Raw genomic sequence first — 24060 nt, 5'->3', positions numbered from 1 at the left:
GCTGCAGCCGCGCGGGGCGCATGCCGCCGCAATATAGCACCGCCCCTTGCGGCGCCCGTGCCGCTCAGGCGCGCTGGCAGCGCGGACAGAAGTAGCTGCTGCGCTGACCCTGGCGCAGCAGCCTGATGGGCGTGCCGCAGCCGTGGCAGGGCTGGCCCTCGCGGCCGTAGACGCTGGCCTCCAGCTGGAAGTGCCCTGCCGCACCCTCAGCATTGGAGAAGTCGCGCAGCGTGGAGCCGCCGCGCTCCACCGCCCGCGCCAGCACCTGGCGGATGGCCGCATGCAGCCTGCGGGCGCGTATCGGACCAATACGTTGCGCGGGCGTGGCCGGGTGGATGCCAGCCAGGTGCAACACCTCGCTGGCGTAAATGTTGCCGACCCCCACCACCAGCCTGCCGCCCAAAAGAAGCTGCTTGATAGGCGTACGGCTGGCCCGCAAGCCGGCCAGGAAGGCGTCGAAGCCAAAGGCCGCCTCGTCCAGCGGCTCCACGCCCAGGCCGGACAGCAGCTTGCGCGCCCGCTCGTCCTGCTCGTGTGGCGCCCAGACCACGGCACCAAAGCGGCGCGGGTCGTGCAGGCGCAGCACACCCCGGTCGGTCAGCAGGTCGAAGTGGTCGTGCGGTCCCGGCGGCGGCAGACAGCGGGCAAAGCGCAGGCTGCCGGACATGCCCAGGTGTAACAGCAGCAGGCCCTCGTCCAGGTCCAGCAGCAGGTATTTGCCACGCCGGCGCACGCCCAGCACGCGCCTGCCCGCCAGTTGGCCTGGCGTGCAGCCCAGCGGCCAGCGCAGCGGCTTGCCCAGTACCGCACCCTGCACGGCGGCGCCAGCAATGGCGTCGCTGAAACTGCGGCGCGTGACCTCTACCTCGGGCAGTTCGGGCATGCGGTTTTGTGTCGGAAATTCAATGCGGAAGCGAGAGGCTGGCGGCCGGCAAAAGCCGCCCTGGGCTTGGATTATTATGGGCCGATGGTCTTATCTCACCGCCGTTTCAGGCCTTTTGCGCTGGCTTGGTTGCTGGCTGCAGGCTTGCTCCCCGCAGCGCTGGCGCAGCCCGCCGCGCCGCAGGATATGGTGCCTGCCCCGCCCCCGGAGGTCGAGGACACCGAGCACCCCCTGGACGACAACGAAACCGCACTGACCGCCGAGCTGTTCTACGAGCTGCTGATGAGCGAGATGAGCGCGAGCAACGGCGATGCTGCCACTGGCTATGCGCTGATGCTGGATGCCGCCCGGCGCAGCAACGATCCGCGCCTGTACCGCCGCGCCAGCGAACTGGCACTGCAGTCGCGCTCGGCCGAGGCGGCGCTGATCGCCATCCACGCCTGGAACGCCGCCTATCCCGAGTCGCGCGACGCCAACCGGTATCTGCTGTATGTGCTGGTCACGCTCAACCGCGTGAATGAAAGCGCGGAGCCTCTGGCCAAGGAGGTGGCGCGCGCCACCACGCGCGAAAAGCTCTCCACCATCCGCGCCCTGCCTCAGCTGTATGCCCGGGCCAGCAACAAGGCCGCCGCCGCCCGCGTGGTCGCGCAGGCGCTGCAGGCAGAGCTGAAGCACCCGGCCTTGGGCTCCGCCGCCTGGACCACCATAGGGCGCATGCGCCTGACGGCCGGCGACAAGGCCGGCGCCCTGGAGGCGGCGCGCAGCGCCCTGGATCTGGACCACACGGACGACGGTGCCGCCATGCTGGCCGTGCAACTGCTGGACGAGGGCAGCAAGGATGCCGAAGCGCTACTGCTCCCCTATCTGGCCGCCACCCCGCTGCCGGAGGTGCGCATGGCCTATGCGCGCCAGCTGCTCGAATCGCAGCGCTTGGCTGATGCGCAGGCGCAGATCGACGCCGTTACGCGTGAGCGGCCCGACGCGTCGGAGCCCTGGCTGATCCAGGCCTCGCTCAAGCTGCAGTCGGGCGATCTGGCCGGCGCCGATACTGCGCTGGAGCAATTCACGAAGCTGCTGGAACAGGTACCGCCCAGCGAGGCGCGTACGCGGGCGCTGAACCAGGCCTGGCTGATGCACGCCCAGGTCGCGGAAAAGCGCGGCGACTACGCCCAGGCCGAGGCTTGGCTGGAGCGCATCGACGGCGGCGTGCAGACGCTCAGCACCCAGATGCGGCGCGCCTCGCTGCTGGCGCGTCAAGGCAAGCTCAGCCAGGCACGGGCGCTGATCCGCGCCATGCCGGCCGACTCCGCCGAGGAGGAGCGCCTGAAGTGGCAGGCTGAGGCCCAGCTGCTGCGCGACGCCAGCGACTACCAGCAGGCCTATGAGATGCAAGGCAAGGCCGTGGCCCTGGCCCCGCAGGACAACGACCTGGCGTACGACTTGGCCATGCTGGCCGAGAAAGCCGGCCGACTGCAGGAGGCCGAGCGCCTGCTGCGCGCCATCATCGCGCGCAAGCCCGATCACCACCATGCCCTTAATGCCCTGGGCTATCTGCTGGCCGACCGCGGCGAGCGTCTGAACGAGGCGCGCACGCTCATCACGCGGGCGCTGGAGCACGCGCCGGACGACCCTTTCATCACCGACAGTCTGGGCTGGGTGGAGTTTCGCCTCGGCAACCGCGAGCGCGCGCTGAGCCTGCTGGAGCAGGCGTTCAAGACGCAGCCCGACGCGGAGATCGCCGCCCACTTGGGCGAGGTGCTGTGGAGCATGAAACGGCGCGAGCGGGCCCTGGAGATCTGGCGCGAAGGCCAGCGCCTGAACGGCGACAACGAAACACTGCGTGAAACACTCAAACGACTGGGAGTCACGCTGTGAGCGCGGTCGCCGTGTGCACGCCCGAGCGGGCGCGGCTGGGCCTGACCGTACTGGCGGCCGCCTGGCTGGCCGGCTGCGTCCAGCCCCCGCGCCCGGCAGCGGGAGAGGAACGTCCTGACCGCTGGAGCGGTCGCCTGGCGGTGCAGGTGGAAGATGCTGCGGCGCAATCCTTCAGCGCGGGCTTCGTGCTCGCCGGCTCAGCCCGCCAAGGCAGTCTCACGCTCTACAACCCCCTGGGCAACACACTGGCCGAACTCGGCTGGCAGCCGGGCCAGGCGCTGCTCAAGACAGGGGGACAGGAACGCGAGTCCTCTTCACTACACGAGCTGGTGCGTGACCTCACCGGCACGGATCTGCCCATCGAAGCCCTGTTCGACTGGCTGCATGGCCAGGCCGTGCAGGCCGCCGGCTGGCAGGCCGACCTGTCGCGCCTGGCAGACGGTCGGCTTGTCGCCACCCGCCACACGCCCGCACCCCAGACCGTGCTGCGTCTCGTGCTGGAGCGCTGAGGCCCATGCGCGCGCTGCACGACGTGCCGGCCCCGGCAAAGCTCAACCTGTTCCTGCACGTCACGGGCCGCCGGCCCGACGGCTACCACCTGCTGCAGTCGATCTTCATGCTGCTGGACTGGCACGACACGCTGCACTTCGAGCGCCGCACGTCAGGCAGCGCCCTCACCCGCGAGGACCTGGGCGTGCCGTTGCCGGCGGACGACCTGTGCCTGCGCGCCGCGCGCGCGCTGCAGCGCGCCACCGGCTGCACCCACGGCGCACACATCGCCGTGGACAAGCAGGTGCCCGCACAGGCCGGCATGGGCGGGGGTTCATCGGATGCGGCCAGCACGCTGCTGGCGCTCAACCGCCTGTGGGGCCTGGGCCTGACACGCGCGCAGCTGCAGGTCATCGGCGTGGAACTGGGCGCCGACGTGCCATTTTTTTTGTGCGGAACCAACGCCTGGGTGGAAGGAATTGGTGACATAATCCGGCCTCTCGAGTTGCCGCAGGCTCTCGAATCCGTGCACTATGTGGTGGTCAAACCCGAGGCCGGACTGGATACAAAAGCAATTTTTTCCAGCCCTTTCCTCAAGCGCGATTCAAGGCATGCTACAATCTCGGACTTTGCTGCAGCGCCCAAAAGTTTCGGAAGAAACGACCTGCAGCCAGTCGCCCAGGCGCTGTGCCCCGAAGTCGAACAAGCCATTCAATGGCTTGCCAGCAAGGGACTAGAAGCCAGGATGACCGGCTCGGGAAGTGCGGTGTTTGCGCAAATGGCACATGCGGTTGATCTGCTCGATGCACCCGCAGCATGGCAGGTTCGCATGTGCAAGAATCTTAGGCTCCATCCGCTCAGCGGCTGGGTCCAAGATTGAAAGATACGGGGTTTTCTGGCTACGCCAGGAGACCTGTGTAGGGGAGTCGCCAAGTTGGTTAAGGCACCGGATTTTGATTCCGGCATGCGAGGGTTCGAGTCCTTCCTCCCCTGCCAAATTTCTTCAGTCCCACGCGGGACGTGACATCAGCCGAGTTGCTCATGCAAGCCAATCACCCTGATTTCATGGTTTTCACGGGCAATGCCAATCCGGCGCTCGCCTCTGAGATCGCCCAGCACATGGGCACCACCCTGGGGGCCATTGACGTGGGCCGCTTCTCGGATGGTGAAGTCACCGTCGAGATCAAGCAGAACGTGCGGGCCCGCGACGTGTTCGTGGTGCAGTCGACCTGCCAGCCCACCAACGAAAACCTGATGGAACTGCTCATCATGGTCGACGCGCTCAAGCGCGCCTCCGCCGAGCGCATCAGTGCCGTCATTCCCTACTTTGGCTACGCCCGCCAGGACCGCCGTCCGCGTTCCACCCGCGTGCCGATCTCGGCCAAGGTCGTGGCCAACATGCTGCAGGCCGTGGGCGTGAACCGCGTGCTGACCATGGACCTGCACGCCGACCAGATCCAGGGCTTCTTCGACATCCCGGTGGACAACATCTACGCCTCGCCGGTGCTGCTGGGCGATCTGAACCAGAAGAAGTACGAAGACCTGATCGTGGTCAGCCCCGATGTGGGCGGCGTGGTGCGCGCCCGCGCCCTGGCCAAGCAGCTGGGCTGTGACCTGGCCATCATCGACAAGCGCCGCCCCAAGGCCAACGTGTCCGAAGTCATGCACGTGATCGGAGAGATCGAAGGCCGCAACTGCGTGATCATGGACGACATGATCGACACCGCCGGCACGCTGGTCAAAGCCGCCGAGGTGCTCAAGGAGCGCGGCGCCAAGAACGTCTATGCCTACTGCACGCACCCCATCTTCTCCGGCCCGGCCATCGAGCGCATCGCCAGCGGCTCGGCCCTGGACGAAGTGGTGGTCACCAACACCATCCCCTTGAGCGACGCCGCCAAGGGCTGCCCCAAGATCCGCCAGCTGTCCGTGGCGCCGCTGATCGCCGAGACCATCCGGCGCATCGCCAAGGGCGACTCGGTGATGAGTCTGTTCTCGGAGCAAGCGTAACCACGCCTCGCTCCGGAACACAACGCAGGCCCCACCCCGTCCCAGGGGACCGGGGCCGTTTTCAACAGTGGGCCGAGCTGGTCGCGGCCGGCCCCCATCAGGAGTTATCAACATGCAATTCGTCGCTTTTGAGCGCGCCAAGCAAGGTACGGGTGCGAGCCGCCGCCTGCGCATCACCGGCAAGGCCCCCGGCATCGTCTACGGCGGCAGCGCCGAGCCCCAGCTGATCGAGCTGGACCACAACGCCCTGTGGCACGCCCTGAAGAAGGAAGCCTTCCACTCCAGCATTCTGGATATGGAACTGAACGGCACGACCAGCAAAGTGCTGCTGCGCGACGTGCAGTACCACCCCTTCAAGCAGCAGGTGCTGCACGTGGACTTCCAGCGCGTGGACGAGCGTACCCGCGTGCACCTGAAGGTGCCGCTGCACTTCGAAGGCGTGGAAGAGTCCCCCGCCGTGAAGGTCGAGGGCTGCACCGTGACCCCCGTGCTGCACGAGCTGGACGTGGTCTGCATGCCCTCGCAGCTGCCCGAGTTCCTGAAGGTGGACCTGAGCCAGCTGACCTCCAAGACGGCCCCTGGCGTGCAGTCCATCAAGACGCCCCACGGCGTGAAGATCGTGGTGCGCGGTTCCAACAAGAACCCCGCCCTGGTGTCGATCAAGCTGCCCGAAGTGGTGGTGGATGCCGCAGCCGCAGCGCCCGCAGCCGCTCCGGCCAAGAAGGGCAAGAAGTAATCCACTGACCGGATTGCTTCGCGCCACGCGGCAGGCTCCGGCCTGCCGCCACGCCACACGGCCCGCCTCGCGCGGGCCGTTGTCTTTTCCGCGCCAAGCAGGCGCGTTCCGGATAATCCGCCAGATGATCAGATTGTTTGTGGGCCTGGGCAACCCGGGGCCGGAGTACGAGGACACCCGCCATAACGCGGGCTTCCAGTGGGTCGACGAGGTGGCGCGGCAGCTCAAGGTGCAGCTGGTGCCCGAGCGCAGCTACTGGGGCCTGGCCGCGCGCGCCAACGTGCAGGGGACCAGCGTGTGGCTGCTCAAGCCGCAGACCTACATGAACCTGTCGGGCAAGTCCGTGGCGGCGCTGGCGCGCTTTTTCAAGATCGCCCCGGACGAGGTGCTGGTGGCCCACGACGAGCTGGACTTCGAGCCCGGCACCGTCAAGCTCAAAAAAGGTGGCAGCCACGGCGGGCACAACGGCCTGCGCGACATCCACGCCCAGCTGGGCTCGCCCGACTACTGGCGGCTGCGCATCGGCATCGGCCACCCGGGGGCCAAGTCCGAGGTCGTGCACTGGGTGCTCAAGCGGCCCATGCAGTCCGAGCGCGAGCGCATCGAGGACAGCCTGCAGCACGCCCTGAAGGCCCTGCCCGTGCTGCTGTCCGGCGACATGGACAAGGCCGTGCAGCAGATCAACACCGTCAAGCCGCCCCGGCCCAAGCCACCGCGCCCAGCGGCGACGCCTGTTTGATTCAAAAAAGAGAGCTGCCAGCGCTTGCCCCACAAGGGCTGAGGGCCAAAAAAATCCTTATTTGATCAGCGCCTGCTGCGCCTGCAGGCGCTCGAACTTTTTCAGCAGCGTCTCCTGGCTTTCCAGGTGCGCGGGGTCGCGCGGGATGCAGGCCACCGGGCAGATGGCCACGCACTGCGGCTCGTCGAAATGGCCCACGCACTCGGTGCACTTGGCCGGGTCGATGACGTAGTGCTCCGGGCCCATGGAGATGGCCTCGTTCGGGCACTGCGGCTCGCACACGTCGCAGTTGATGCATTCCTCGGTGATCATCAACGCCATGGCGCGGCTCCACGCGAAGGGGCGGGCGCAGGGCGGGCGATGGCGGCGGGCTGGGGCATGGGCCGGATTATCCGCCCCGCCCACCCGGCCGCGCCGGCCATGGCCCGAACGCCCCTGCGGCTTTTGCCGCTATGCTGCGGGCCCCGGCGCCGACCGCCGCCCCGCATCTCGTCCATGGCCCTGTTCGTCCTGAAACGCCTTGCCACGCTGGCCGCCACCCTGCTGGCCGCGTCCTGCGTGGTGTTCCTGGTGCTGGAGATCCTGCCCGGCAACGCTGCCCAGGTGCTGCTGGGACCGGACGCCGCCCCCGAGGCCGTGGCCGAACTCACCCGCCAGCTTGGCCTGGACCTGCCGGCCTGGCAGCGCTACCTGCAGTGGATGGGCGGGCTGCTCACCGGCGACATGGGCATCAGCCACGCCTACGGCACCCCCGTGGGCGAGCTGATCGCCGAGCGCCTGGCCCTGACCATCCCGCTGGCCCTGCTGGCGATGCTGCTGGCCTCCGCCCTGGCCCTGGCCGCCGGCGTGTACGCCGCCGCGCGCCACAACCGGCTGGGCGATGTGGGCGTGATGGCCCTGGCGCAACTGGGCATTGCCATCCCCAACTTCTGGTTCGCCATCCTGCTGATCCTGGTGTTCTCGGTGAAGCTGCAGTGGTTCTCGGCCGGCGGCTTCCCCGGCTGGACGGAGGAAGCCGGTGGCGGCCCGTGGCCGGCGCTGCAGGCGCTGCTGCTGCCGGCCGTGTCGCTGGCCGTGGTGCAGGGCGCCATCCTGGCGCGCATCACCCGCTCGGCGGTGCTGGACGTGATGCGCGAGGACTTCGTGCGCACCGCCCGCGCCAAGGGCCTCACCCGCCGCGCCGCGCTGCTGCGCCACGTGCTGCGCAACGCCATGATCCCCGTCGTCACCGTCATGGGCCTGCAGTTCGCCAACCTGCTGGCCGGCACCATCGTGGTGGAGAACGTGTTCTACCTGCCCGGCCTGGGCCGGCTCATCTTCCAGTCCATCGCCAACCGCGACCTGATCGTGGTGCGCAACTGCATCATGCTGCTGGCGGCCATGGTGGTGCTGGTGAACTTCGTCGTCGACCTGCTGTACGCCGCCATCGACCCGCGCGTGAAGGTGGCCGGGGCATGAGCCCCCGCCCGGCCGCCCCGAAGGGGGCTCGCACCGCAGTGCGAAGCACGGAGGTAATCCAATGAGGGCGCGTCTGCCGCGCGCGCTGCGCCACCGCAGCCTGGTGCTGGGCGCCCTGCTCACGCTGGGTCTGATCGGCGCGGCCCTGCTGTCCTTCGTCTGGACGCCCTGGCCGCCCTACGAGATGGACATGGCCAGCACCCTGGCCCCGCCCAGCCGCGCGCACTGGCTGGGCACCGACGCCTTCGGACGCGACGTGGCCTCGCTGCTGCTGGTGGGCGCGCGCTCCACCATCGCCGTGGGCATCATCGCCGTGGGCATCGGCCTGTCGCTGGGCACGCTGGCGGGCCTGGTGGCCGCCGCGCACCGAGGCTGGGTGGAAGAGCTGATCATGCGCGTGGCCGACTTCACCTTCGCCTTCCCGGCGCTGCTGCTGGCGATCATGCTGACCACCGTCTACGGGCCGGGCATGGTCAACGCCATCATTGCCATCGGCATCTTCTACGTGCCCACCTTCGCCCGCGTCACGCGCGCCTCGGCGCAGGCCGTCTGGGCACGCGAATACGTGCTGGCCGCGCGTGCCAGCGGCAAGGGCGCGGCGCGCATCACGCTGGAGCACGTGCTGCCCAACATCGCCCCGGTGCTGATCGTGCAGGCCACCATCCAGTTCGCCCTGGCGGTGCTGGCCGAGGCCGCGCTGTCCTACCTGGGCCTGGGCACGCAGCCGCCGCAGCCGTCCTGGGGCCGCATGCTGGCCGAGGCGCAGACACTGATGTTCCAGGCGCCGCTGCTGGCCGTCTGGCCGGGTGTGGCCATCGCCCTGGCCGTGCTGGGCCTGAACCTGCTGGGCGACGGGCTGCGCGATGTGCTCGACCCCCGTCTGGTGAAATGAGGAGCACCCCCCTGAGCGGCTGCGCCGCTTCCCCCCTCTCTCGCCGCGCTGCGCGCGCCGGGAGAGGGGACAACGCCACTGGACCGGCCAAGCCGGATCCAAGGCGTCTGCTGGCCTGGCGCGGCCGTGTGCAGGGCGCGCTGGCCGTGACAATGAGGCATGGATAAGGTGCAGGCAGCTTTGCTTGAAGTACGCGACCTGCGCATCGCGCTGTCCACCCGGCGCGGTAGCGTGGAGGCCGTGCGCGGGATGGACTTCACCCTGGCGCGCGGCGAGACGCTGGGTTTGATAGGCGAATCCGGCAGCGGCAAGTCGCTCACGGCGCTGGCCCTCATGGGCCTGCTGCCCGAGGGCGCGCAGGTGACGGGCAGCATCCGCCTGGACGGGCAGGAGCTGCTCGGCCTGCCCGACGCGCAGTGGTGCCGCCTGCGCGGCAACCGCATGGCCATGGTGTTCCAGGAGCCGATGACGGCCCTCAACCCCGTGCACCCCATCGGCCGGCAGGTGGCCGAGCCGCTGCGCCTGCACCGCGGCCTGTCCGCCGCCCAGGCACGCACCGAGGCCGTGGCCCTGCTGGAGCGCGTGGGCATCGCCCGTGCGGCCGAGCGGCTGGACGCCTACCCGCACCAGTTCTCCGGCGGCCAGCGCCAGCGCATCACCATCGCCATGGCGCTGGCCTGCGGACCCGACCTGCTGATCGCCGACGAGCCCACCACCGCCCTGGACGTGACGCTGCAGCAGCAGGTGCTGGAGCTGATCCAGGGCCTGGTGGCCGAGCGCGGCATGGCGCTGCTGCTGATCTCGCACGACCTGGCGGTGATCGCCCAGAGCGTGCAGCGCACGCTGGTCATGTACGGCGGCACGGTGGTCGAGCAGGGGCCGACGCGCGCCGTGTTCAGCCGGCTGGCCCACCCCTACACCCGGGGCCTGTTCGCCGCACGGCCGCAGCTGGGCCACGGCCGCGTCCCGGGGCTGCGCCTGCCGACCATCGCCGGCACCGTGCCCGAGCTGGCCGACCTGCCGCCGGGCTGCCCCTTCGCCGGCCGCTGCCCGCTGACCATCGCCGCCTGCAACGCCGCACTGCCCCCACCCGTGCCGCTGGGCCCGGGGCACACGGCGCGCTGCATCCGCCTGGGGGAAGCCGCTTGATTGCTACCCTATCGATAGCTGCCAGCGCTTGCTGCATAAGCGCTGGAGTCACTTTTGACTCATATTCTTGCCGGCAGCTGGGAGTGCGCGGATGAGCGCCGAGACGAGCGCCCCCGCGCCCCTGCTGCAGGTGCGCGACCTGCACCACCACTACCTGCTGCCGCGCACGCGGCTGCTGGGCCCGCGCCCGGTGCTGCCGGTGCTGCACGGCGTGGACTTCTCACTTGCCGCCGGCCGCAGCCTGGGCGTGGTGGGCGAATCCGGCTCCGGCAAGTCCACGCTGGCGCGCCTGGTCATGGCGCTGGAGGCGCCGGCCAGCGGCAGCGTGCAGCTGCTCGGGCGCGACCTGCACCGGCTGGCGCCTGGCGAGCTGCGCACGGCTCGGCGCGACTTCCAGATGGTCTTCCAGGACCCGTACGGCTCGCTGGACCCGCGCCAGACGGTGCAGCGCATCGTCACCGAACCGCTGCGCGCCCTCGGCCGCCCGACGCGCGCCGAAGCCGCCGAGCGCGCCGCCGAGGTGCTGGCCCAGGTCGGCCTGCGCCCGGGCGACGCGCACAAGTACCCGCATGAGTTTTCCGGTGGCCAGCGCCAGCGCATCGCCATCGCCCGCGCCCTCATCACCCGCCCGCGCCTGATCGTGGCCGACGAGCCAGTGAGCGCGCTGGACGTGTCCGTGCAGGCCCAGGTGCTGAACCTGCTGGCCGAGCTGCAGGAGCAGCACGGCGTGACCTATCTGCTCATCAGCCACGACCTGGCCGTGGTCAGCCACCTGTGCGACGAGGTGCTGGTGCTGCAGGGTGGGCGCGTGGTCGAGCGCGGCGCGCCGCAGCAGCTGTTTGCCCGGCCGCAGCATCCGTACACGCAGTCACTGGTGGCGGCCGTGCCGCGGCTGGTGGTGTAAAAACGCGGCAGGCCCCGCCTTGTGCGGCGCAACATTCCGGTCCTGACCGACCCATTACAAGGAGACGCAAGCCATGTTCAACCGCCGTACCGCGCTGGCCACCACCAGCGCCCTCGCCGCCACCGTGCTGGCCACGCCGCTGCAGGCCCTGGCCCAGGCCGGCAAGAAGGACAGCCTGACGCTGGCCATGACGCTGGAGCCGCCGGGGCTGGACCCGACGGCGGGCGCCGCCTCCTCCATCGCCGAGATCACGCTCTACAACATCTACGAGACGCTGACCAAGATCAACAGCGACGGCAGCGTCTCGCCGCTGCTGGCCGAGGGCTGGGAGGTCTCGCCCGACCTCAAGACCTACACCTTCCGCCTGCGCAAGGGCGTGAAGTTCCACAACGGCGAGCCGTTCAACGCCGAGGCCGTCAAGTTCTCGTTCGACCGCGCCGGCGGCGACAAGAGCACCAACAAGGACAAGCGCACCTTCGCCAGCCTGACCACGCAGGTGGTGGACGAGCACACGGTGGTGGTCATCAACAAGGACATCGACCCGGACCTGCTGTTCCTGCTGGGTCAGGCCACGGCCATCATCGTCGAGCCCAAGAGCGCCGAAACCAACGCCGCCAAGCCCGTGGGCACCGGCCCGTACAAGCTGGGCGCCTGGAGCCGGGGAGCGTCCATCTCGCTCACCGCCTGGCCCGAATGGCGCCAGGCCGGCCAGGTGCGCATCCGCCGTGCCACCTTCCGCTTCATCCCCGATCCGGCGGCGCAGGTCGCCGCGCTGATGGCCGGCGACGTGGACCTCTTCCCGCGCGTCACGCCGCGCAGCATGGCGCAGTTCAAGAACAACCCGCGCTACCAGCTCATCATCAGCGGCTCGCGTGCCAAGACCATCCTGGCGATCAACAACGCCAAGAAACCGCTGGACGACGTGCGCGTGCGCCGCGCCATCGCCGCCGCCATCGATCGCAAGGCCGTCATCCAGGGCGCGGCCGACGGCCTGGGCGTGCCGATCGGCAGCCATTACGTGCCCGGCGCCTTCGGCTACGTGGACACCACCGGAATCAACCCCTACGACCCGGACAAGGCCAAGCGCCTGCTGGCCGAGGCCGGCATCAAGACGCCGCTGGAGCTGACCATGACGCTGCCGCCCGCGCCCTACGCGCGCCAGGGCGGCGAGGTCATCGCCGCGCAGCTGGCCAAGGTGGGCATCACCGCCAAGCTGCAGAATGTGGAATGGGCGCAGTGGCTGTCGGGCACCTACGGCAACAAGAACTACGACCTGACCATCATTTCGCACGTCGAGCCCTTCGACCTGGGCAACTTCGCCAAGCCGGACTACTACTGGGGCTACCACTCGGAAAAGTTCGACCAGCTGTACGAGCAGATCAAGACCGCCACCCGCCCGGCCGACCGCGCCCGCCTGCTGGGCGACGCCCAGCGCCTCCTGGCCGAGGACTGCGTGCACGCCTTCCTGTACCAGCCGCAATGGGTCACCGTGGCGGCCAAGGGGCTGCGCGGGCTGTGGAAGGACATGCCGGTGTTCGTCAACGACCTCTCGACAGTGTCTTGGGCAACCCCCTGAGCGGCTGCGCCGCTTCCCCCTTCTCTGGCGCGCGCTTCGCGCGCTGGGAAGGGGGACGACGCCAGTGGAACGGCGAAGCCGGATCCATGGCGTCTGCTGGCTGGGGGCGCGCCGTAATGGGGGGTCAGATTCCAATTCAACCAGCCCCGCACCTCCGCCAGGCTCCAGCAGAACGAAGCGCGAGGAGCAGGCGCGAGGTGAAATGCAGGCCGACTTTGGGAGGAAACGGGCATGGCCGAGTTACATGAGTTGTCCGCGCGCGAGCTGCTGCAGGGGTACGGCGCGCGCAGTTTTTCGCCAGTGGAGGCCACGCACGCCGTGCTGGCGCACATCGAGCGCTGGGAGCCGCACCTGCACGCCACCTGGCTGCTGCGGCCGGACGCAGCGCTGGAGCAGGCGCGCGCCAGCGAGGCGCGCTGGCTGCGCGGCGCGCCCTGCGGGCCGCTGGACGGCGTGCCCGCCACGCTCAAGGACAACATCGCCACCGCCGGCGACCCTACGCCTCTGGGCACGGCCGCCACCGACCTGGCCCCTGCCCCGCAGGACGCGCCGCCCGCCGCACGCCTGCGCGAGGCCGGCGCGGTGCTGGTGGCCAAGACCACCATGCCGGACTTCGGCATGCTGTCCTCGGGCCTGTCGTCCTTTCATGCGCTGGCGCGCAACCCGTGGGACCTGTCCAAGGGCCCGGGCGGCTCCAGCAGCGGCGCCGGCGCAGCCGCAGCGGCCGGCTACGGGCCGCTGCACGTGGGCACGGACATCGGCGGCTCGCTGCGCCTGCCGGCCAGCTGGTGCGGCATCTTTACCTTGAAGCCCAGCCTGGGCCGCATCCCCATCGACCCGCCCTACACCGGTCGCGCCGCCGGCCCCATGACGCGCAACGTGGCCGACGCGGCGCTGATGATGCAGGCGCTGAGCCAGCCCGACACGCGCGACAGCATGGGCTTGCCGGCGCAGGCCATCGACTGGGACGGCTACGCCTCCGGGCCGGAGACGCTGCGCGGCCTGCGCTTCGGGTTGCTGCTGGACGCCGGCTGCGGCCTGCCGGTACAGCCCGAGGTGCGCGCCGCCGTGCAGGCCGCCGCACGCACACTGGAGCAGGCCGGCGCCACCATCGTGCCCATGCAGCCCTTTTTGACCCGCGCCATGCTGGACGGCATGGACCGCTTCTGGCGCATGCGCTCGTACATGGACCTGCGTACCCTGGCACCGCAGCAGCAGGCGCGCGTGCTGCCCTTCATCCGCGACTGGGCCATGAGCGCCGCGGCCCTGGACGGCCCGCAGGTGTACGAGGCCAGCCAGCAGTTCCATGCCACGCGCGTGGCCACCGTGCGCGCCTGCGCGCCCTTCGACTACGTGCTGTCGCCGGTTGCGCCCATCACCGCCTTCACCGCCGAGCTGCCCTCGCCCACCAACGACCCGCTGCGGCCGCTGGAGCACATCGCCTTCACCGTGCCGTTCAACATGTCCGAGCAGCCAGCCGCGTCCGTCAACTGCGGCTACAGCGGCGCCGGTCTGCCCATCGGGCTGCAGATCGCCGGCCAGCGCTTCGACGACCTGGGCGTGCTGCGCGTGGCCCATGCCTACGAGCAGCTGCGCGGCCCGCAGCGGCCCTGGCCGACGCCGCCGACGGCCTGATAGGAATTCTGGTCAAAAACTGCTCCAGCGGTTGTCACACAAGCGCTGGCAGCTATTCTTTGGATAGCATCAGCGCTGCGCCGTCGCCAGCCGCACCGCCAGGCCCAGAAAGATCAGTCCGGCCGTGCGGTTGAGCAGCCGCTGCGCTCGCGCCGAGCGCTGCAGCAGCGCGCCGAAGGCACCCGAGAAGCAGGCAATGGCGCCAAAGACCAGCAGCGTGGCCACCATGAACACCAGGCCCAGCGCCATGATCTGCGGCGCCAGGGCCCCGCGCGCCGGGTCGGCGAACTGCGGCAGGAAGGCCAGGAAGAAGATCAGCACCTTGGGGTTGGTCAGGTTCATGACCACGCCGCGCCCAACCATGCGCAAGGCGCCGCCCGCCTGCTCCGGCAGGGCCTGCGGCCCGCCGGTGGCGGCCGGCGCACGCAGCGCGCCCCAGGCCAGCCACGCCAAGTAGGCCGCGCCGCACAGCTTGAGCGCCGTGAACGCGGAGCTGGAAGCCGCGAACACGGCCGCCAGCCCCAGCGCCACCGCCGCCGTGTGCCCCACCAGGCCCAGGCACAGGCCCAGCACCACGCACATGCCGGCGCGCCAGCCTCGCTGCGCGGACTGCACCAGCACGAACAGATTGTCCGGCCCCGGCGTGAGGGCCAGCAGCACGGCGACGCCGAAGAATGCGATCAAAGTCTGCAGGGTGGGCATAGGGTGACTCCGGGGGATTCGGTGGCGCCCTGGCCGGGCGGGTCAAGGCAGCACAATACCGGCTTTGCGCGCGCCGCTGCGCGCTGCATTCCCGTTTTTTCTCGACTCGACGTTGCCATGGACCCCTTCCTCCTGGTGGCTTTCGCCGCCACCAGCGCCTGGCTGCTGAACAGCCAGCAACAGCGCCGCCGCATCGTGCTGCTGAGCCAGCAGCTGGCGCCCTACCAGATCGAGCGCCTGATGCAAACCCTGACCCAGGGCTACCTGCGCGCCATGGGCGAGGCCACGCCCGAGCGCCGCCAGCAGGTGCTGGACACGCTGGCCGCCAGCGAGGCGCAGCTGTGCGAGCAGTTCGAGCGCTTCGCCGCCGGCTTCGCCCGCCTGCCGGCCGAGGAGACGCGCGTGAGCCGTCTGGCCATCGGCCTGCCGTTTGCCACCCAGCTGCTGCCGGCCGCCACCTTCGACATGCGCGAGCTGCTGGCCGTGCACGCACGCGGCATCGGCGCCACCATGCGCAACGAGAACGGCCTGGCCCCGCGCGAGCGCGCCTTCACCATGACCGCCGAGCTGCTGCTGATGCAGCACAGCTGCCACTGGTTCTGCAAATCCCGGGCTGTCGCCAGCGCCCGCGTCATGGCGCGCCACCAGACGCCCCACGCCCAGCTGGTGAAGGCGGTCTCGCCGGCCACGCGCGCCGCTTATCTGCGGCTCACGGCGACGACCTGATTCGTTCACACCTGCTTACATGCGGCCCTGTCCTACCCCGGCCGGGCATGGGCGCTGGTCCAATGGCGCCTCATCCATGACAGCCAACGACCCCCCCTTCTCCAGCGCCCCGGTCTGGGCCGCATTGGGCGTACAGCACGCCATCCTGGCCCGGGCCATGCCGGTGGTTCGCCATGACATCGCCGGCATGCTGACCATCATGCGCATGGCCGCCGTAGTGCTGCGCCGGCGCGCGCAGGACGCCAGCGAGCCGCTGTCCGCCCAGCTGGAGCAGCAGGAAGAGCACCTGACCAGCCTGGCGGAGAGCAGCCGGCGTCTGCGTCACTGGGACCTGCAAGGCCCGCACGCACCCGAACCCGTCGCCGCCACCGCCCAGCTGGCGCGCGACCTGGCCTACCCGCTGCTGGCGATGCGCGGCCTGCAGCTGGAACTGCCGCCGCCCGAGGCCCCCCTGCCCAGCGCCCGGGTACCGCAGCAGCCGCTGCTGTGCCTGCTGCTGGGCGCCATCCACCTGCTTGCCGAAGCACCCGTCGGTGCGCCGGCCTGCGTGCGCATCTTGCCCGGCCCGTCAGACAACAGCCTGCGCGTGCAGGCCGAAGGCGTAGCGGCCGAGGCGCCACCGGCGACGCCCACACCCGGCATGCCGGCACTGGACGGTGACGCCCTGGCGCACCTGGCGCAGCACCTGGGCGCCGGCTGGCGGCACGGCCCGGGCTGGGCCGAGATCGACGCGCCCCGCGCGCCCTGAGGCGGTTCAGCCCAGCGCCAGCGCTACCACGCCGGCGGCGATCAGCACGGCACCGATGATGCGCGCGGCGCGGTCGCCCTCGCCCAGCAGATGGCCGCCGATCAGCGCGGCGAACAGCATGGACACTTCGCGCGCCGGCGCCACCAGCGACAACGGCGCCGTCTGCAGGGCGTACAGCACCAGCACGTAGGCGATGGGGCTGACGGTGGCCACCAGCAGCGCGAAGCGCCACTGCGCCGTCCACAGCGTCCGCAGCTCGGCCGGGCGGCGCAGCGCCACCGGTGTCAGCACCGCCACGCGCAGCAGATTGCCCATGTAGTCCACCAGGATGGGCGACAGCAGCATGGCCTTGACGGCGTAGCCGTCCACCACGGTGTAGCTGGCGATGAACACGCCCGTCAGCACGCCATACGTCAGGCCCTTGCCCAGGCGACGCTGCGCATCGCCGCCGCCCCGGCCGACGCGCAGCAGCCCCGGGCCGCCGGCGATCAGGAACACGCCGCCCACCACGCCGGCGATGCCCAGCACACCCATGGCCGTCAGCCGTTCGCCCAGCAGCAGCACGGCGGTGAGCGAAGACAGCAGCGGCCCCGTGCCGCGCGCCAGCGGGTAGACCACCGTCAGATCGGCCTTGCGGTAGCCGCGCAGCAAGATGACGTAGTACAGCACGTGCAGCAGCCCGCTCAGGGCCACGATGCCCCACTCGCGCGCGCTCCACAGCGGCACCACGTCGCGCCCCAGCCACCAGCCCAGCGGCGCCCAGACGAACATCATCAGCAGCGAGGTGAAGAAGGCGAAGCGCGCATCGCCGCCGGCCTTCTTGGCGGCGATGTTCCACAGGGCGTGGATCAGTCCCGCCAGCAAGATCAGGCCGAAGGCTTGCAGGGACATGGAGTGGGTGGGCGGCTCAATGGAAAAGGCCGCGGCCCGCTGCTGAGGCAGGCCGCGGCCGCAGGGGCGGCGCGGGCGCGGTCAGGCGCGGCCGATGACGGAGGCCGTGGCCATCAACTCCTCCAGCAGCGCGAAGGAGACCTTGCCGGAGGCGGCGTAGGGGTCGAACTCGGGCCGCTCGGAGTATTTGAGGACGATGGAGTGGTTCAGCTTGGCCAGGTTGACCTGGCCCATGGTCCAGCCGCCAAAGCGCCGCTCGCTGATCTCTTCGAAGGCCAGCAGCTCCACGTCCTTGTGCCGCGCGTCGCGCTGGATGTGACCGTACAGGTCGCTGACCGCCGTGCGGCCGCCCTCGATGGCCTGCAGGAAGATGCCCCCGCCGTAGCACAGCACGCCGGTGATGCCAGTGGCCGGGTTGTGCTGGCGCGACTGGGCCAGGATGGCTTCGATGGCGGCGGGCGAGGGGTCCACCGCGCGGCTGACGTAGAGCAGGCGCACCAGCATGGCTCAGGTTCCTTGTACGGCTGTGTTGAGGGTGACTGTGCGTCAGGCCCGCCCGGGGATGAGCGAGAGAAATTCGCGCCGCAGCGTAGGGTTGGTGAGAAACACGCCGCGCATGACGGAGTTGAGCATCTTGCTGTCCATCTCGCGCACGCCGCGCCAGGACATGCAGAAGTGGCTGGCCTCCATGACGATGGCCAGGCCGTCGGGCTGGGTCTTTTCCATGATCAGGTCGGCCAGCTGCACCACGGCCTCTTCCTGAATCTGCGGGCGGCCCATGACCCAGTCCACCAGCCGTGCGTACTTGGACAGGCCGATGACGTTGGTGTGCTCGTTGGGCAGCACGCCGATCCAGATCTTGCCGATCACCGGGCAGAAGTGGTGGCTGCAGGCGCTGCGCACGGTGATCGGGCCGACGATCATCAGCTCGTTCAGGTGCTCGGCGTTGGGGAACTCGGTGATGGGCGGCGGCGCCACGTAGCGGCCCTTGAAGACCTCGTTCAAGTACATCTTGGCCACGCGGCGCGCGGTGCTCTGTGTGTTGTGGTCGCCCTCGGTGTCGATCACCAGGCTGTCGAGCACACCCTGCATCTTGGTCTCGACCTCGTCCAGCAGCAGCTCCAGCTCGCCCGGCTGCAGGAACTCGGCGATGTTGTCGTTGGCGTGGAAGCGCCGTCGCGCGGCGGCCAGGCGCTCGCGGATCTTGACGGAGACGGGCGTGCCCTCGTCGTCGGCGACAGTGGGCGCGCCAGGGGCTGCGGGTTGGGATGACATGGGGCGGCATGGTAACAGCGAACGGCCGCCCGCTGCTTCGTAGTGTTTTTGACCTCCAGGGCTTGCCAGCCAAGCGCTGACAGCTATTTAAACCATAGCAAACACCCGTCGCGTCAATAGCGCTTGCCCGTCACCCACAGCGCGGCGCGCATCAGGCCGAAGGCCATGCGGTCCAGCAACCGCTCGCGCCAGGGGCGGTGGGCGTAGGCCTGCGGGTCCAGGGGCCGGCCGGCGTCGGCCATGGCGCGGGCCAGGCGCTGGCGCAACTGGCGGGCGAAGGCCGCGTCCTTGACCACGACATTGGCCTCGCGCGCCAGCAGCAGCGACAGCGGGTCCAGATTGGACGAGCCCACCGTGGCCCAGGGCCGCGCGCCGTGCGCGTCGATGACGGCCACCTTGGCGTGCAGGAAGCTGGGCTCGTACTCGTAGATCTCCACGCCGGCCGCCAGCAGCGCGCCGTACACCGGCCGGGCCGCGTGGTACTGCATGAAGTATTCGTAGCGCCCCTGCAGCAGCAGCTGCACGCGCACACCGCGCCGGGCCGCGTGCTTGAGGGCGCGGCGCAGCCGACCGCCGGGGATGAAGTAGGCGTTGGCGATGATGACCTCGTGCCGCGCGCGGGCGATGGCCCGGCGGTACGAGCGCTCGATGTGCGTGCGGTGGTGTACGTTGTCGCGCAGCAGGAAGATGGCGCGCATGCCGCGGCTGGCGCGCTCGGCGTGTCGGCCCTTGAGCTTGGCCAGCCGCGCCGCGCGCCAGTCCGCCAGTGCCAGGCCCAGGCGGCGCCGGCGCGCGTCCTGGCCGGCCTTGAGCTGCCACCACAGCTGCTCCATGGCCTCGCTGGCCTGGTCCACCAGGCTGCCCTGCACGCGCACGGCGAAGTCCAGCCGCGGCGCGGCCAGCATGCCGTGGTTGGGGTCGTGGAAATCGTCCAGCACGTTGATGCCGCCGCAAAACAGCACCTGGCCGTCCACCACGCACAGCTTGCGGTGCAGCCGGCGCCAGCGCCGCGGCAGCAGCAGGCCCAGCGGGCCCAGAGGCGAATAGACCTGCAGCAGCACGCCGGCCTGCTCGAAGGCCTGGCGCCAGGACGCGGGCAGCGCCGCCGTGCCGAAGCCGTCCACTACCAGGTGCACGCGTACGCCACGCGCGGCGGCGCGCACCAGCGCCTCGGCCACGCTGGCGCCGCTGCCGGTGCAGTCGAAGATGTAGGTCTCCAGCTGGATGTCGGAGACGGCCGCGTCCATGGCGGCGATCAGGGCCGGGAAGAACTCGGCCGTGCCCTGCAGCAATTCGACCTGGTGGTTGGAGCGGTTGGGGCGATCGCTGCGCGGCCGTGGCTCAGGCATGGCCTGCGCTACAGCTGGAATTCCGCGATCAGCGGCAAGTGGTCGGACATGCGCCACCAGATCCTGCCGCGCGGCACCTGCAGCGACAGGGGACGCAGGCCTCGCACGTAGACGTGGTCCAGCTGCACCATGGGCAGGCGCGCCGGGTAGGTATAGGCCTGGGGAGACTCGTCGTACTCGAACAGGCCAAAGCCCGCCAGCATGCGCTTGATCTGCAGGCCCCAGTCGTTGAAGTCACCGGCCACCACCAAAGGCGCGTCCGGCGGCACCTCGCGGTCGATGAAGCGCTGCAGCTGCGCCACCTGGCGGATGCGGCTGCCGGCGATCAGGCCCAAATGCACCACGATGGCGTGCACCGGCTGGCCCTGCACCAGCACCTCCACGTGCAGCAGGCCGCGCTGTTCGAAGCGGTGGTCGGAGATGTCCTCGTGCCGGTGGCCCACCACCGGCCAGCGGGTGAGCAGCGCGTTGCCGTGCTCGCCATGGCGCGTGAAGGCGTTGGTGCGATAGATGGCCTCGTAGCCTTCAGGCGCGAGGTACTCGGCCTGCGACACCTCGGGCCAGCGCTCGAAGTACAGCGCCTCGCGCCGGTTGACCGATCGCACCTCCTGCAGGCAGACGATGTCGGCGTCCAGCTGCTCCACGGCCAAGCCCAGGTTGTGGATCTCCAGCCGCCGCGCCGGGCCAAGGCCCTGCACGCCCTTGTGGATGTTGTAGGTGGCCACGCGCAGGATGCCTGGGTGCTCGGCGGGCAGTTCAATGGCTGAAGGGGCGGCGGCGTTCATCGGCATGCGAGTCGGGGGAGCCAGAGGATGGCCTCGGCGTTGGAGGGCGAGTAGCAGCGCTCTGCCGCCTCGCGCCAGTCCAGCCAAGCATATGCCGTGTGTTCGCGCGGATTCAAGGTGACAGGTGTATCAGGCGGCACCTGCAGGCCCAGCACCCGTTCGGTGTTCTTCCAAACACCCGGGGCGTAGCGGTGCTGCCACTGCGGGTAGATCGTATAGACGTTCTCCAGGCCCCAGTCGCGCAGCCGGCACCCCGGCGCGTGGGCGTCGATGCCTGTCTCCTCGCCCACCTCGCGCGCAGCGGCCTGCAGCCAGGATTCCTGCGGCCAGTCCTTGCTGCCAGTGACCGACTGCCAGAACTCCCGCCCCTCGTGCAACTCGGTGCGGCGCAGCAGCAGCACGTCCAGCCGCGGCGTATGGAGCACGACGAGAACGGATTCGGGAATCTTGTGAAGGAGCGGCTGCTGCATGGCGCAGTTCTCAGTATGCAGCGCAGGCGCAGTCGTCAGCGCGATGGCACGGCGGGCGGAAGTGCCTTGGCCTGCAGCGCCCGGGCCTGCACCACCAGATGGTTGTGCGCGTCCAGAAAGGCCGCGGCGATGACCTTGCCCTCGTTGGTGTTGCTCCAGCCCGCGCCCGCGCCGCCGCCCAGGCGCCCCAGCACCAGGCCGCCCAGCCCCAGGTCGGTGGTGCGTGCCGCTCCGGTGGCGGCGGCCACCTGCTCGGTGGTCTCGTTGTCCGACAGCAAGAGGGCGGTCTGCGCCTCCTTGAGCTTGACCTGCTCGACCAGCCCCACCAGGCCGGCGATGTCGCGCAGCCCGGGGATCATCGCGATCAACCCGCCCAGTCCGCGGCCTGCGTCCTGCTCGCTGAAGGTCAGGCTGGGCGTGAGGGTGTACTGCGCTTCGTAGCCCCGGCCCCGGGCCACGGTGGAGCCCTGCTTGCGCAGCACACCGGCCTCCTTCAGGTCCTGCTCCTGCACCGTGCCGCGCAGGCCCGCACCCCGGTCCACCACGCGAAAGCAGCCGCTTTGCTGCGCCAGCAGCTTGACCAGCGGCACGGGCGACGGCGGCAGGTGGTACTGGCTGCTCATCACGTAACCGTGCGGGTTCTCGGCCAGCGCCACGGTGGCCACCGGCGCCTCGCAGCGCAGCAGCTCACGAGAGGCACCCTGCGCCCCCTCGGGTCCGGCCGAACCGCTGACGACCGAACCGCCCTCGCCCAGTTCGGTTTTCTTCTCGCCGCAGGCGGGCAGCGCCAGAGTGGCCGCCAGCGTGAGCCACAGGCCGGCGCTCTGAATAGATCGTCGCAAAGTCGACATGGGATACCTCAACAAAAAGGGCGCCCAAGGCGCCCTGCTCGTCCAGCCACAGGAAAGCCAGCTCCCCCGCTCAGCTGGCGGCCGCCACCGGGTTGCGCAGCCGGATATGCAGCTCGCGCAGCTGCTTCTCGTCCACCGGCGACGGCGCCTGCGTCAGCAGGTCCTGGGCGCGCTGGGTCTTGGGGAAGGCGATCACGTCGCGGATGGACTCGGCACCGGTCATCAGGGTGATGAGGCGGTCCAGGCCGAAGGCCAGGCCGCCGTGCGGGGGCGCGCCGTACTGCAGCGCGTCCAGCAGATAGCCGAACTTGGCACGCTGGTCCTCGGGGCTGATGTGCAGCGCGGCGAAGACCTTGGCCTGCACGTCGGCGCGGTGGATACGCACCGAGCCGCCGCCCAGCTCCCAGCCGTTCAAGACCATGTCGTAGGCCTTGGCGATGCACTTGCCCGGGTCGGTGTCCATCAGGTCTTCGTGACCATCCTTGGGGGACGTGAAGGGGTGGTGCACGGCCACCCAGCGGCCCGTTTCCTCGTCGTGCTCGAACATGGGGAAGTCCACCACCCACAGCGGCGCCCAGCGGTCCTCGAACAGGCCGCTCTTCTTGCCGAAATCGCTGTGGCCGACCTTCAGGCGCAGCGCGCCGATGCTGTCGTTGACGATCTTTTCCTTGTCGGCGCCGAAGAAGATCAGGTCGCCGTCCTGCGCGCCGGTGCGCTGGAGGATCTCGGCAATGGCGGCATCGTGGATGTTCTTGACGATGGGCGACTGCAGGCCGTCACGGCCCTTGGCAGCCTCGTTGACCTTGATCCAGGCCAGGCCCTTGGCGCCGTAGATCTTCACGAACTCGGTGTACTGGTCGATCTCGCCACGGCTGATGGCCGCGCCGCCGGGCACGCGCAGGGCCACCACGCGGCCGCCCTTGGTGGTGGCGGGTGCGGAGAAAACCTTGAAGTCCACATCGGCCATGACGTCGGTCAGCTCGGTGAATTCAAGCTTGACGCGCAGGTCGGGCTTGTCCGAGCCGAAGCGGCGCGCCGCCTCCTGGTAGCTCATGGTGGGGAAGTCGCCCAGCTCCACGTCCAGCTGCGCCCGGAAGACCTCGCGGATCATGCGCTCGAAGATGGCGCGGATTTCTTCCTCGCCCAGGAAGGAGGTCTCGCAGTCGATCTGCGTGAACTCGGGCTGGCGGTCGGCGCGCAGGTCCTCGTCGCGGAAGCACTTGGTGATCTGGTAGTAGCGGTCGTAGCCGGCCACCATCAGCATCTGCTTGTACAGCTGGGGCGACTGCGGCAGCGCAAAGAACTGGCCGTCGTGCACGCGGCTGGGCACCAGGTAGTCGCGCGCGCCCTCGGGCGTGCTCTTGCCCAGCATGGGCGTCTCGATATCGATGAAGCCTTCCTGGTCCAGGAAGTTGCGCACCTGGATGGCCGTCTTGTAACGCAGCATCATGTTGCGCTGCATGTGGGGGCGGCGCAGGTCCATGACGCGGTGGGTCAGGCGCGTGGTCTCGGACAGGTTGTCGTCGTCCATCTGGAAGGGTGGCGTGACCGAGGCGTTGAGCACCACCAGCTCGTGGCACAGCACCTCGATCTGGCCGCTCTTGATCTTGTCGTTAGTGGTGCCGGCGGGGCGCGGGCGCACCAGGCCCTTGACCTGCACACAGAACTCGTTGCGGATGTCCTCGGCCACCTTGAACATCTCGGGGCGGTCGGGGTCGCAGACCACCTGCACGTAGCCTTCGCGGTCGCGCAGATCAATGAAGATCACGCCGCCATGGTCGCGGCGGCGGTTCACCCAGCCGCACAGGGTGACGGTTTGGCCCATCAGGGCTTCGGTCACGAGACCGCAGTAGTGGGAGCGCATGGCCATGGTTGGGAGCTCTTTTTTCTTCCTGCGCCCCAGGGGCGCGACGATGGTGA

At 69.7% G+C, this 24060-nt stretch carries 25 protein-coding genes and 1 tRNA gene; 15 read left to right on the top strand and 11 right to left on the bottom strand.

Features of this window, described 5'->3' with window-relative positions; genetic code table 11:
- Positions 1-64 precede the first annotated feature (64 nt).
- Entirely contained in the window at positions 65-883 is an 819-nt protein-coding gene (mutM, locus tag RT282_RS04785; protein ID WP_313312133.1) for a bifunctional DNA-formamidopyrimidine glycosylase/DNA-(apurinic or apyrimidinic site) lyase, read from the bottom strand.
- A gap of 66 nt (positions 884-949) precedes the next feature.
- Between mutM and RT282_RS04780 the strand changes: the two genes are divergently transcribed.
- The 7 genes from RT282_RS04780 (at position 950) to pth (ending at position 6729) form a co-directional block, all read left to right on the top strand.
- Positions 950-2758, top strand: a complete 1809-nt coding sequence (locus RT282_RS04780; protein WP_409519450.1) for a tetratricopeptide repeat protein — start codon at positions 950-952, stop codon at positions 2756-2758.
- Complete coding sequence (locus RT282_RS04775; protein ID WP_312303684.1) at positions 2755-3267, top strand: outer membrane lipoprotein LolB; 513 nt, start codon at positions 2755-2757, stop codon at positions 3265-3267. The genes RT282_RS04780 and RT282_RS04775 overlap by 4 nt, the downstream gene beginning before the upstream one ends.
- 5 nt (positions 3268-3272) lie before the next feature.
- Entirely contained in the window at positions 3273-4127 is an 855-nt protein-coding gene (gene ispE, locus RT282_RS04770; protein WP_313312127.1) for a 4-(cytidine 5'-diphospho)-2-C-methyl-D-erythritol kinase, read from the top strand.
- Positions 4128-4166: 39 nt separating this feature from the next.
- A tRNA-Gln gene (locus RT282_RS04765) sits at positions 4167-4243 on the top strand.
- Between the two features lie 45 nt (positions 4244-4288).
- Positions 4289-5254, top strand: a complete 966-nt coding sequence (locus RT282_RS04760; protein ID WP_312303680.1) for a ribose-phosphate pyrophosphokinase — start codon at positions 4289-4291, stop codon at positions 5252-5254.
- 112 nt (positions 5255-5366) lie between these two features.
- Entirely contained in the window at positions 5367-5990 is a 624-nt protein-coding gene (locus tag RT282_RS04755; RefSeq protein WP_312303678.1) for a 50S ribosomal protein L25/general stress protein Ctc, read from the top strand.
- Between the two features lie 124 nt (positions 5991-6114).
- A complete protein-coding gene (pth, locus tag RT282_RS04750) occupies positions 6115-6729 on the top strand; it encodes an aminoacyl-tRNA hydrolase (RefSeq protein WP_312303675.1) in 615 nt (204 codons plus the stop codon).
- Positions 6730-6786: 57 nt separating this feature from the next.
- On the opposite strand, the gene RT282_RS04745 is transcribed toward pth, so the two are convergent.
- The gene (locus RT282_RS04745) at positions 6787-7050 is read right to left on the bottom strand and encodes a YfhL family 4Fe-4S dicluster ferredoxin (protein WP_312303672.1); all 264 of its coding nucleotides are present in this window, start codon (positions 7048-7050) and stop codon (positions 6787-6789) included.
- Positions 7051-7224: 174 nt separating this feature from the next.
- On the opposite strand from RT282_RS04745, the gene RT282_RS04740 reads away from it, so the two are divergent.
- The 6 genes from RT282_RS04740 to RT282_RS04715 all read left to right on the top strand — a co-directional run bounded on the left by RT282_RS04740 (position 7225) and on the right by RT282_RS04715 (position 14343).
- A complete protein-coding gene (locus tag RT282_RS04740; RefSeq protein ID WP_312303669.1) occupies positions 7225-8187 on the top strand; it encodes an ABC transporter permease in 963 nt (320 codons plus the stop codon).
- Positions 8188-8248: 61 nt separating this feature from the next.
- Positions 8249-9079: an ABC transporter permease gene (locus tag RT282_RS04735; RefSeq protein WP_313312123.1), complete on the top strand. Its 831-nt coding sequence runs from the start codon at positions 8249-8251 to the stop codon at positions 9077-9079.
- A 159-nt stretch (positions 9080-9238) separates the two neighbouring features.
- Complete coding sequence (locus RT282_RS04730; protein ID WP_313312120.1) at positions 9239-10228, top strand: ABC transporter ATP-binding protein; 990 nt, start codon at positions 9239-9241, stop codon at positions 10226-10228.
- Positions 10229-10319: 91 nt separating this feature from the next.
- Entirely contained in the window at positions 10320-11132 is an 813-nt protein-coding gene (locus RT282_RS04725) for an ATP-binding cassette domain-containing protein (RefSeq protein WP_313312118.1), read from the top strand.
- A 73-nt stretch (positions 11133-11205) separates the two neighbouring features.
- On the top strand, positions 11206-12708 hold the full coding sequence (locus RT282_RS04720) for an ABC transporter substrate-binding protein (RefSeq protein ID WP_312760637.1): 1503 nt from the start codon (positions 11206-11208) through the stop codon (positions 12706-12708).
- A gap of 231 nt (positions 12709-12939) precedes the next feature.
- Positions 12940-14343, top strand: coding sequence for an amidase (locus tag RT282_RS04715; RefSeq protein ID WP_313312114.1), 1404 nt, complete (start codon positions 12940-12942; stop codon positions 14341-14343).
- Positions 14344-14412: 69 nt separating this feature from the next.
- Here the strand turns inward: RT282_RS04715 and RT282_RS04710 are convergent, their stop codons facing one another.
- A complete protein-coding gene (locus tag RT282_RS04710) occupies positions 14413-15045 on the bottom strand; it encodes a LysE family translocator (RefSeq protein ID WP_312304982.1) in 633 nt (210 codons plus the stop codon).
- 117 nt (positions 15046-15162) lie between these two features.
- Here RT282_RS04710 and RT282_RS04705 point away from each other — a divergent pair, with 117 nt between their 5' ends.
- Both RT282_RS04705 and RT282_RS04700 read left to right on the top strand, forming a co-directional pair.
- Positions 15163-15771, top strand: a complete 609-nt coding sequence (locus RT282_RS04705; protein ID WP_312304980.1) for a hypothetical protein — start codon at positions 15163-15165, stop codon at positions 15769-15771.
- 76 nt (positions 15772-15847) lie between these two features.
- On the top strand, positions 15848-16519 hold the full coding sequence (locus RT282_RS04700; RefSeq protein WP_313312111.1) for a hypothetical protein: 672 nt from the start codon (positions 15848-15850) through the stop codon (positions 16517-16519).
- A 6-nt stretch (positions 16520-16525) separates the two neighbouring features.
- On the opposite strand, the gene RT282_RS04695 is transcribed toward RT282_RS04700, so the two are convergent.
- The 8 genes from RT282_RS04695 to aspS all read right to left on the bottom strand — a co-directional run bounded on the left by RT282_RS04695 (position 16526) and on the right by aspS (position 24010).
- A complete protein-coding gene (locus tag RT282_RS04695) occupies positions 16526-17410 on the bottom strand; it encodes a DMT family transporter (protein WP_313312110.1) in 885 nt (294 codons plus the stop codon).
- An 81-nt stretch (positions 17411-17491) separates the two neighbouring features.
- Entirely contained in the window at positions 17492-17914 is a 423-nt protein-coding gene (locus RT282_RS04690) for a BLUF domain-containing protein (RefSeq protein ID WP_312304975.1), read from the bottom strand.
- A gap of 42 nt (positions 17915-17956) precedes the next feature.
- A complete protein-coding gene (folE, locus tag RT282_RS04685; RefSeq protein WP_313312109.1) occupies positions 17957-18685 on the bottom strand; it encodes a GTP cyclohydrolase I in 729 nt (242 codons plus the stop codon).
- 113 nt (positions 18686-18798) lie between these two features.
- Complete coding sequence (gene clsB, locus RT282_RS04680) at positions 18799-20034, bottom strand: cardiolipin synthase ClsB (RefSeq protein ID WP_313312108.1); 1236 nt, start codon at positions 20032-20034, stop codon at positions 18799-18801.
- Between the two features lie 8 nt (positions 20035-20042).
- Positions 20043-20819: an endonuclease/exonuclease/phosphatase family protein gene (locus tag RT282_RS04675; protein ID WP_313312630.1), complete on the bottom strand. Its 777-nt coding sequence runs from the start codon at positions 20817-20819 to the stop codon at positions 20043-20045.
- Complete coding sequence (nudB, locus tag RT282_RS04670; RefSeq protein WP_313312106.1) at positions 20816-21289, bottom strand: dihydroneopterin triphosphate diphosphatase; 474 nt, start codon at positions 21287-21289, stop codon at positions 20816-20818. Before nudB ends, RT282_RS04675 begins: the two co-directional genes overlap by 4 nt.
- A gap of 35 nt (positions 21290-21324) precedes the next feature.
- Entirely contained in the window at positions 21325-22140 is an 816-nt protein-coding gene (locus tag RT282_RS04665; RefSeq protein ID WP_312304965.1) for a curli production assembly/transport component CsgG, read from the bottom strand.
- Positions 22141-22210: 70 nt separating this feature from the next.
- Positions 22211-24010: an aspartate--tRNA ligase gene (gene aspS / locus RT282_RS04660; protein WP_313312105.1), complete on the bottom strand. Its 1800-nt coding sequence runs from the start codon at positions 24008-24010 to the stop codon at positions 22211-22213.
- Positions 24011-24060 lie beyond the last annotated feature (50 nt).

Origin of the sequence: Pulveribacter sp. (assembly GCF_032079985.1) — a bacterium.
Classification (GTDB): Bacteria; Pseudomonadota; Gammaproteobacteria; order Burkholderiales; family Burkholderiaceae_C; genus Melaminivora.
Note: the sequence above shows the minus strand (reverse complement) of the source record. Positions and strands in the feature narration are given on the sequence as shown.

What these genes read in the sequence shown, in the direction of transcription:
- RT282_RS04705 (WP_312304980.1), top strand. Translation starts at nt 15,163, where the DNA reads ATGGACCCCTTCCTCCTGGTGGCTTTCGCCGCCACCAGCGCCTGGCTG.
- RT282_RS04710 (WP_312304982.1), bottom strand. Translation starts at nt 15,045, where the DNA reads ATGCCCACCCTGCAGACTTTGATCGCATTCTTCGGCGTCGCCGTGCTG.
- RT282_RS04760 (WP_312303680.1), top strand. Translation starts at nt 4,289, where the DNA reads ATGCAAGCCAATCACCCTGATTTCATGGTTTTCACGGGCAATGCCAAT.
- nudB (WP_313312106.1), bottom strand. Translation starts at nt 21,289, where the DNA reads ATGCAGCAGCCGCTCCTTCACAAGATTCCCGAATCCGTTCTCGTCGTG.
- RT282_RS04665 (WP_312304965.1), bottom strand. Translation starts at nt 22,140, where the DNA reads ATGTCGACTTTGCGACGATCTATTCAGAGCGCCGGCCTGTGGCTCACG.
- folE (WP_313312109.1), bottom strand. Translation starts at nt 18,685, where the DNA reads ATGTCATCCCAACCCGCAGCCCCTGGCGCGCCCACTGTCGCCGACGAC.
- pth (WP_312303675.1), top strand. Translation starts at nt 6,115, where the DNA reads ATGATCAGATTGTTTGTGGGCCTGGGCAACCCGGGGCCGGAGTACGAG.
- RT282_RS04745 (WP_312303672.1), bottom strand. Translation starts at nt 7,050, where the DNA reads ATGGCGTTGATGATCACCGAGGAATGCATCAACTGCGACGTGTGCGAG.
- mutM (WP_313312133.1), bottom strand. Translation starts at nt 883, where the DNA reads ATGCCCGAACTGCCCGAGGTAGAGGTCACGCGCCGCAGTTTCAGCGAC.
- RT282_RS04675 (WP_313312630.1), bottom strand. Translation starts at nt 20,819, where the DNA reads ATGAACGCCGCCGCCCCTTCAGCCATTGAACTGCCCGCCGAGCACCCA.
- RT282_RS04730 (WP_313312120.1), top strand. Translation starts at nt 9,239, where the DNA reads ATGGATAAGGTGCAGGCAGCTTTGCTTGAAGTACGCGACCTGCGCATC.
- RT282_RS04740 (WP_312303669.1), top strand. Translation starts at nt 7,225, where the DNA reads ATGGCCCTGTTCGTCCTGAAACGCCTTGCCACGCTGGCCGCCACCCTG.
- RT282_RS04690 (WP_312304975.1), bottom strand. Translation starts at nt 17,914, where the DNA reads ATGCTGGTGCGCCTGCTCTACGTCAGCCGCGCGGTGGACCCCTCGCCC.
- RT282_RS04725 (WP_313312118.1), top strand. Translation starts at nt 10,320, where the DNA reads ATGAGCGCCGAGACGAGCGCCCCCGCGCCCCTGCTGCAGGTGCGCGAC.
- RT282_RS04700 (WP_313312111.1), top strand. Translation starts at nt 15,848, where the DNA reads ATGACAGCCAACGACCCCCCCTTCTCCAGCGCCCCGGTCTGGGCCGCA.
- RT282_RS04715 (WP_313312114.1), top strand. Translation starts at nt 12,940, where the DNA reads ATGGCCGAGTTACATGAGTTGTCCGCGCGCGAGCTGCTGCAGGGGTAC.
- RT282_RS04735 (WP_313312123.1), top strand. Translation starts at nt 8,249, where the DNA reads ATGAGGGCGCGTCTGCCGCGCGCGCTGCGCCACCGCAGCCTGGTGCTG.
- aspS (WP_313312105.1), bottom strand. Translation starts at nt 24,010, where the DNA reads ATGGCCATGCGCTCCCACTACTGCGGTCTCGTGACCGAAGCCCTGATG.
- clsB (WP_313312108.1), bottom strand. Translation starts at nt 20,034, where the DNA reads ATGCCTGAGCCACGGCCGCGCAGCGATCGCCCCAACCGCTCCAACCAC.
- RT282_RS04720 (WP_312760637.1), top strand. Translation starts at nt 11,206, where the DNA reads ATGTTCAACCGCCGTACCGCGCTGGCCACCACCAGCGCCCTCGCCGCC.
- ispE (WP_313312127.1), top strand. Translation starts at nt 3,273, where the DNA reads ATGCGCGCGCTGCACGACGTGCCGGCCCCGGCAAAGCTCAACCTGTTC.
- RT282_RS04695 (WP_313312110.1), bottom strand. Translation starts at nt 17,410, where the DNA reads ATGTCCCTGCAAGCCTTCGGCCTGATCTTGCTGGCGGGACTGATCCAC.
- RT282_RS04755 (WP_312303678.1), top strand. Translation starts at nt 5,367, where the DNA reads ATGCAATTCGTCGCTTTTGAGCGCGCCAAGCAAGGTACGGGTGCGAGC.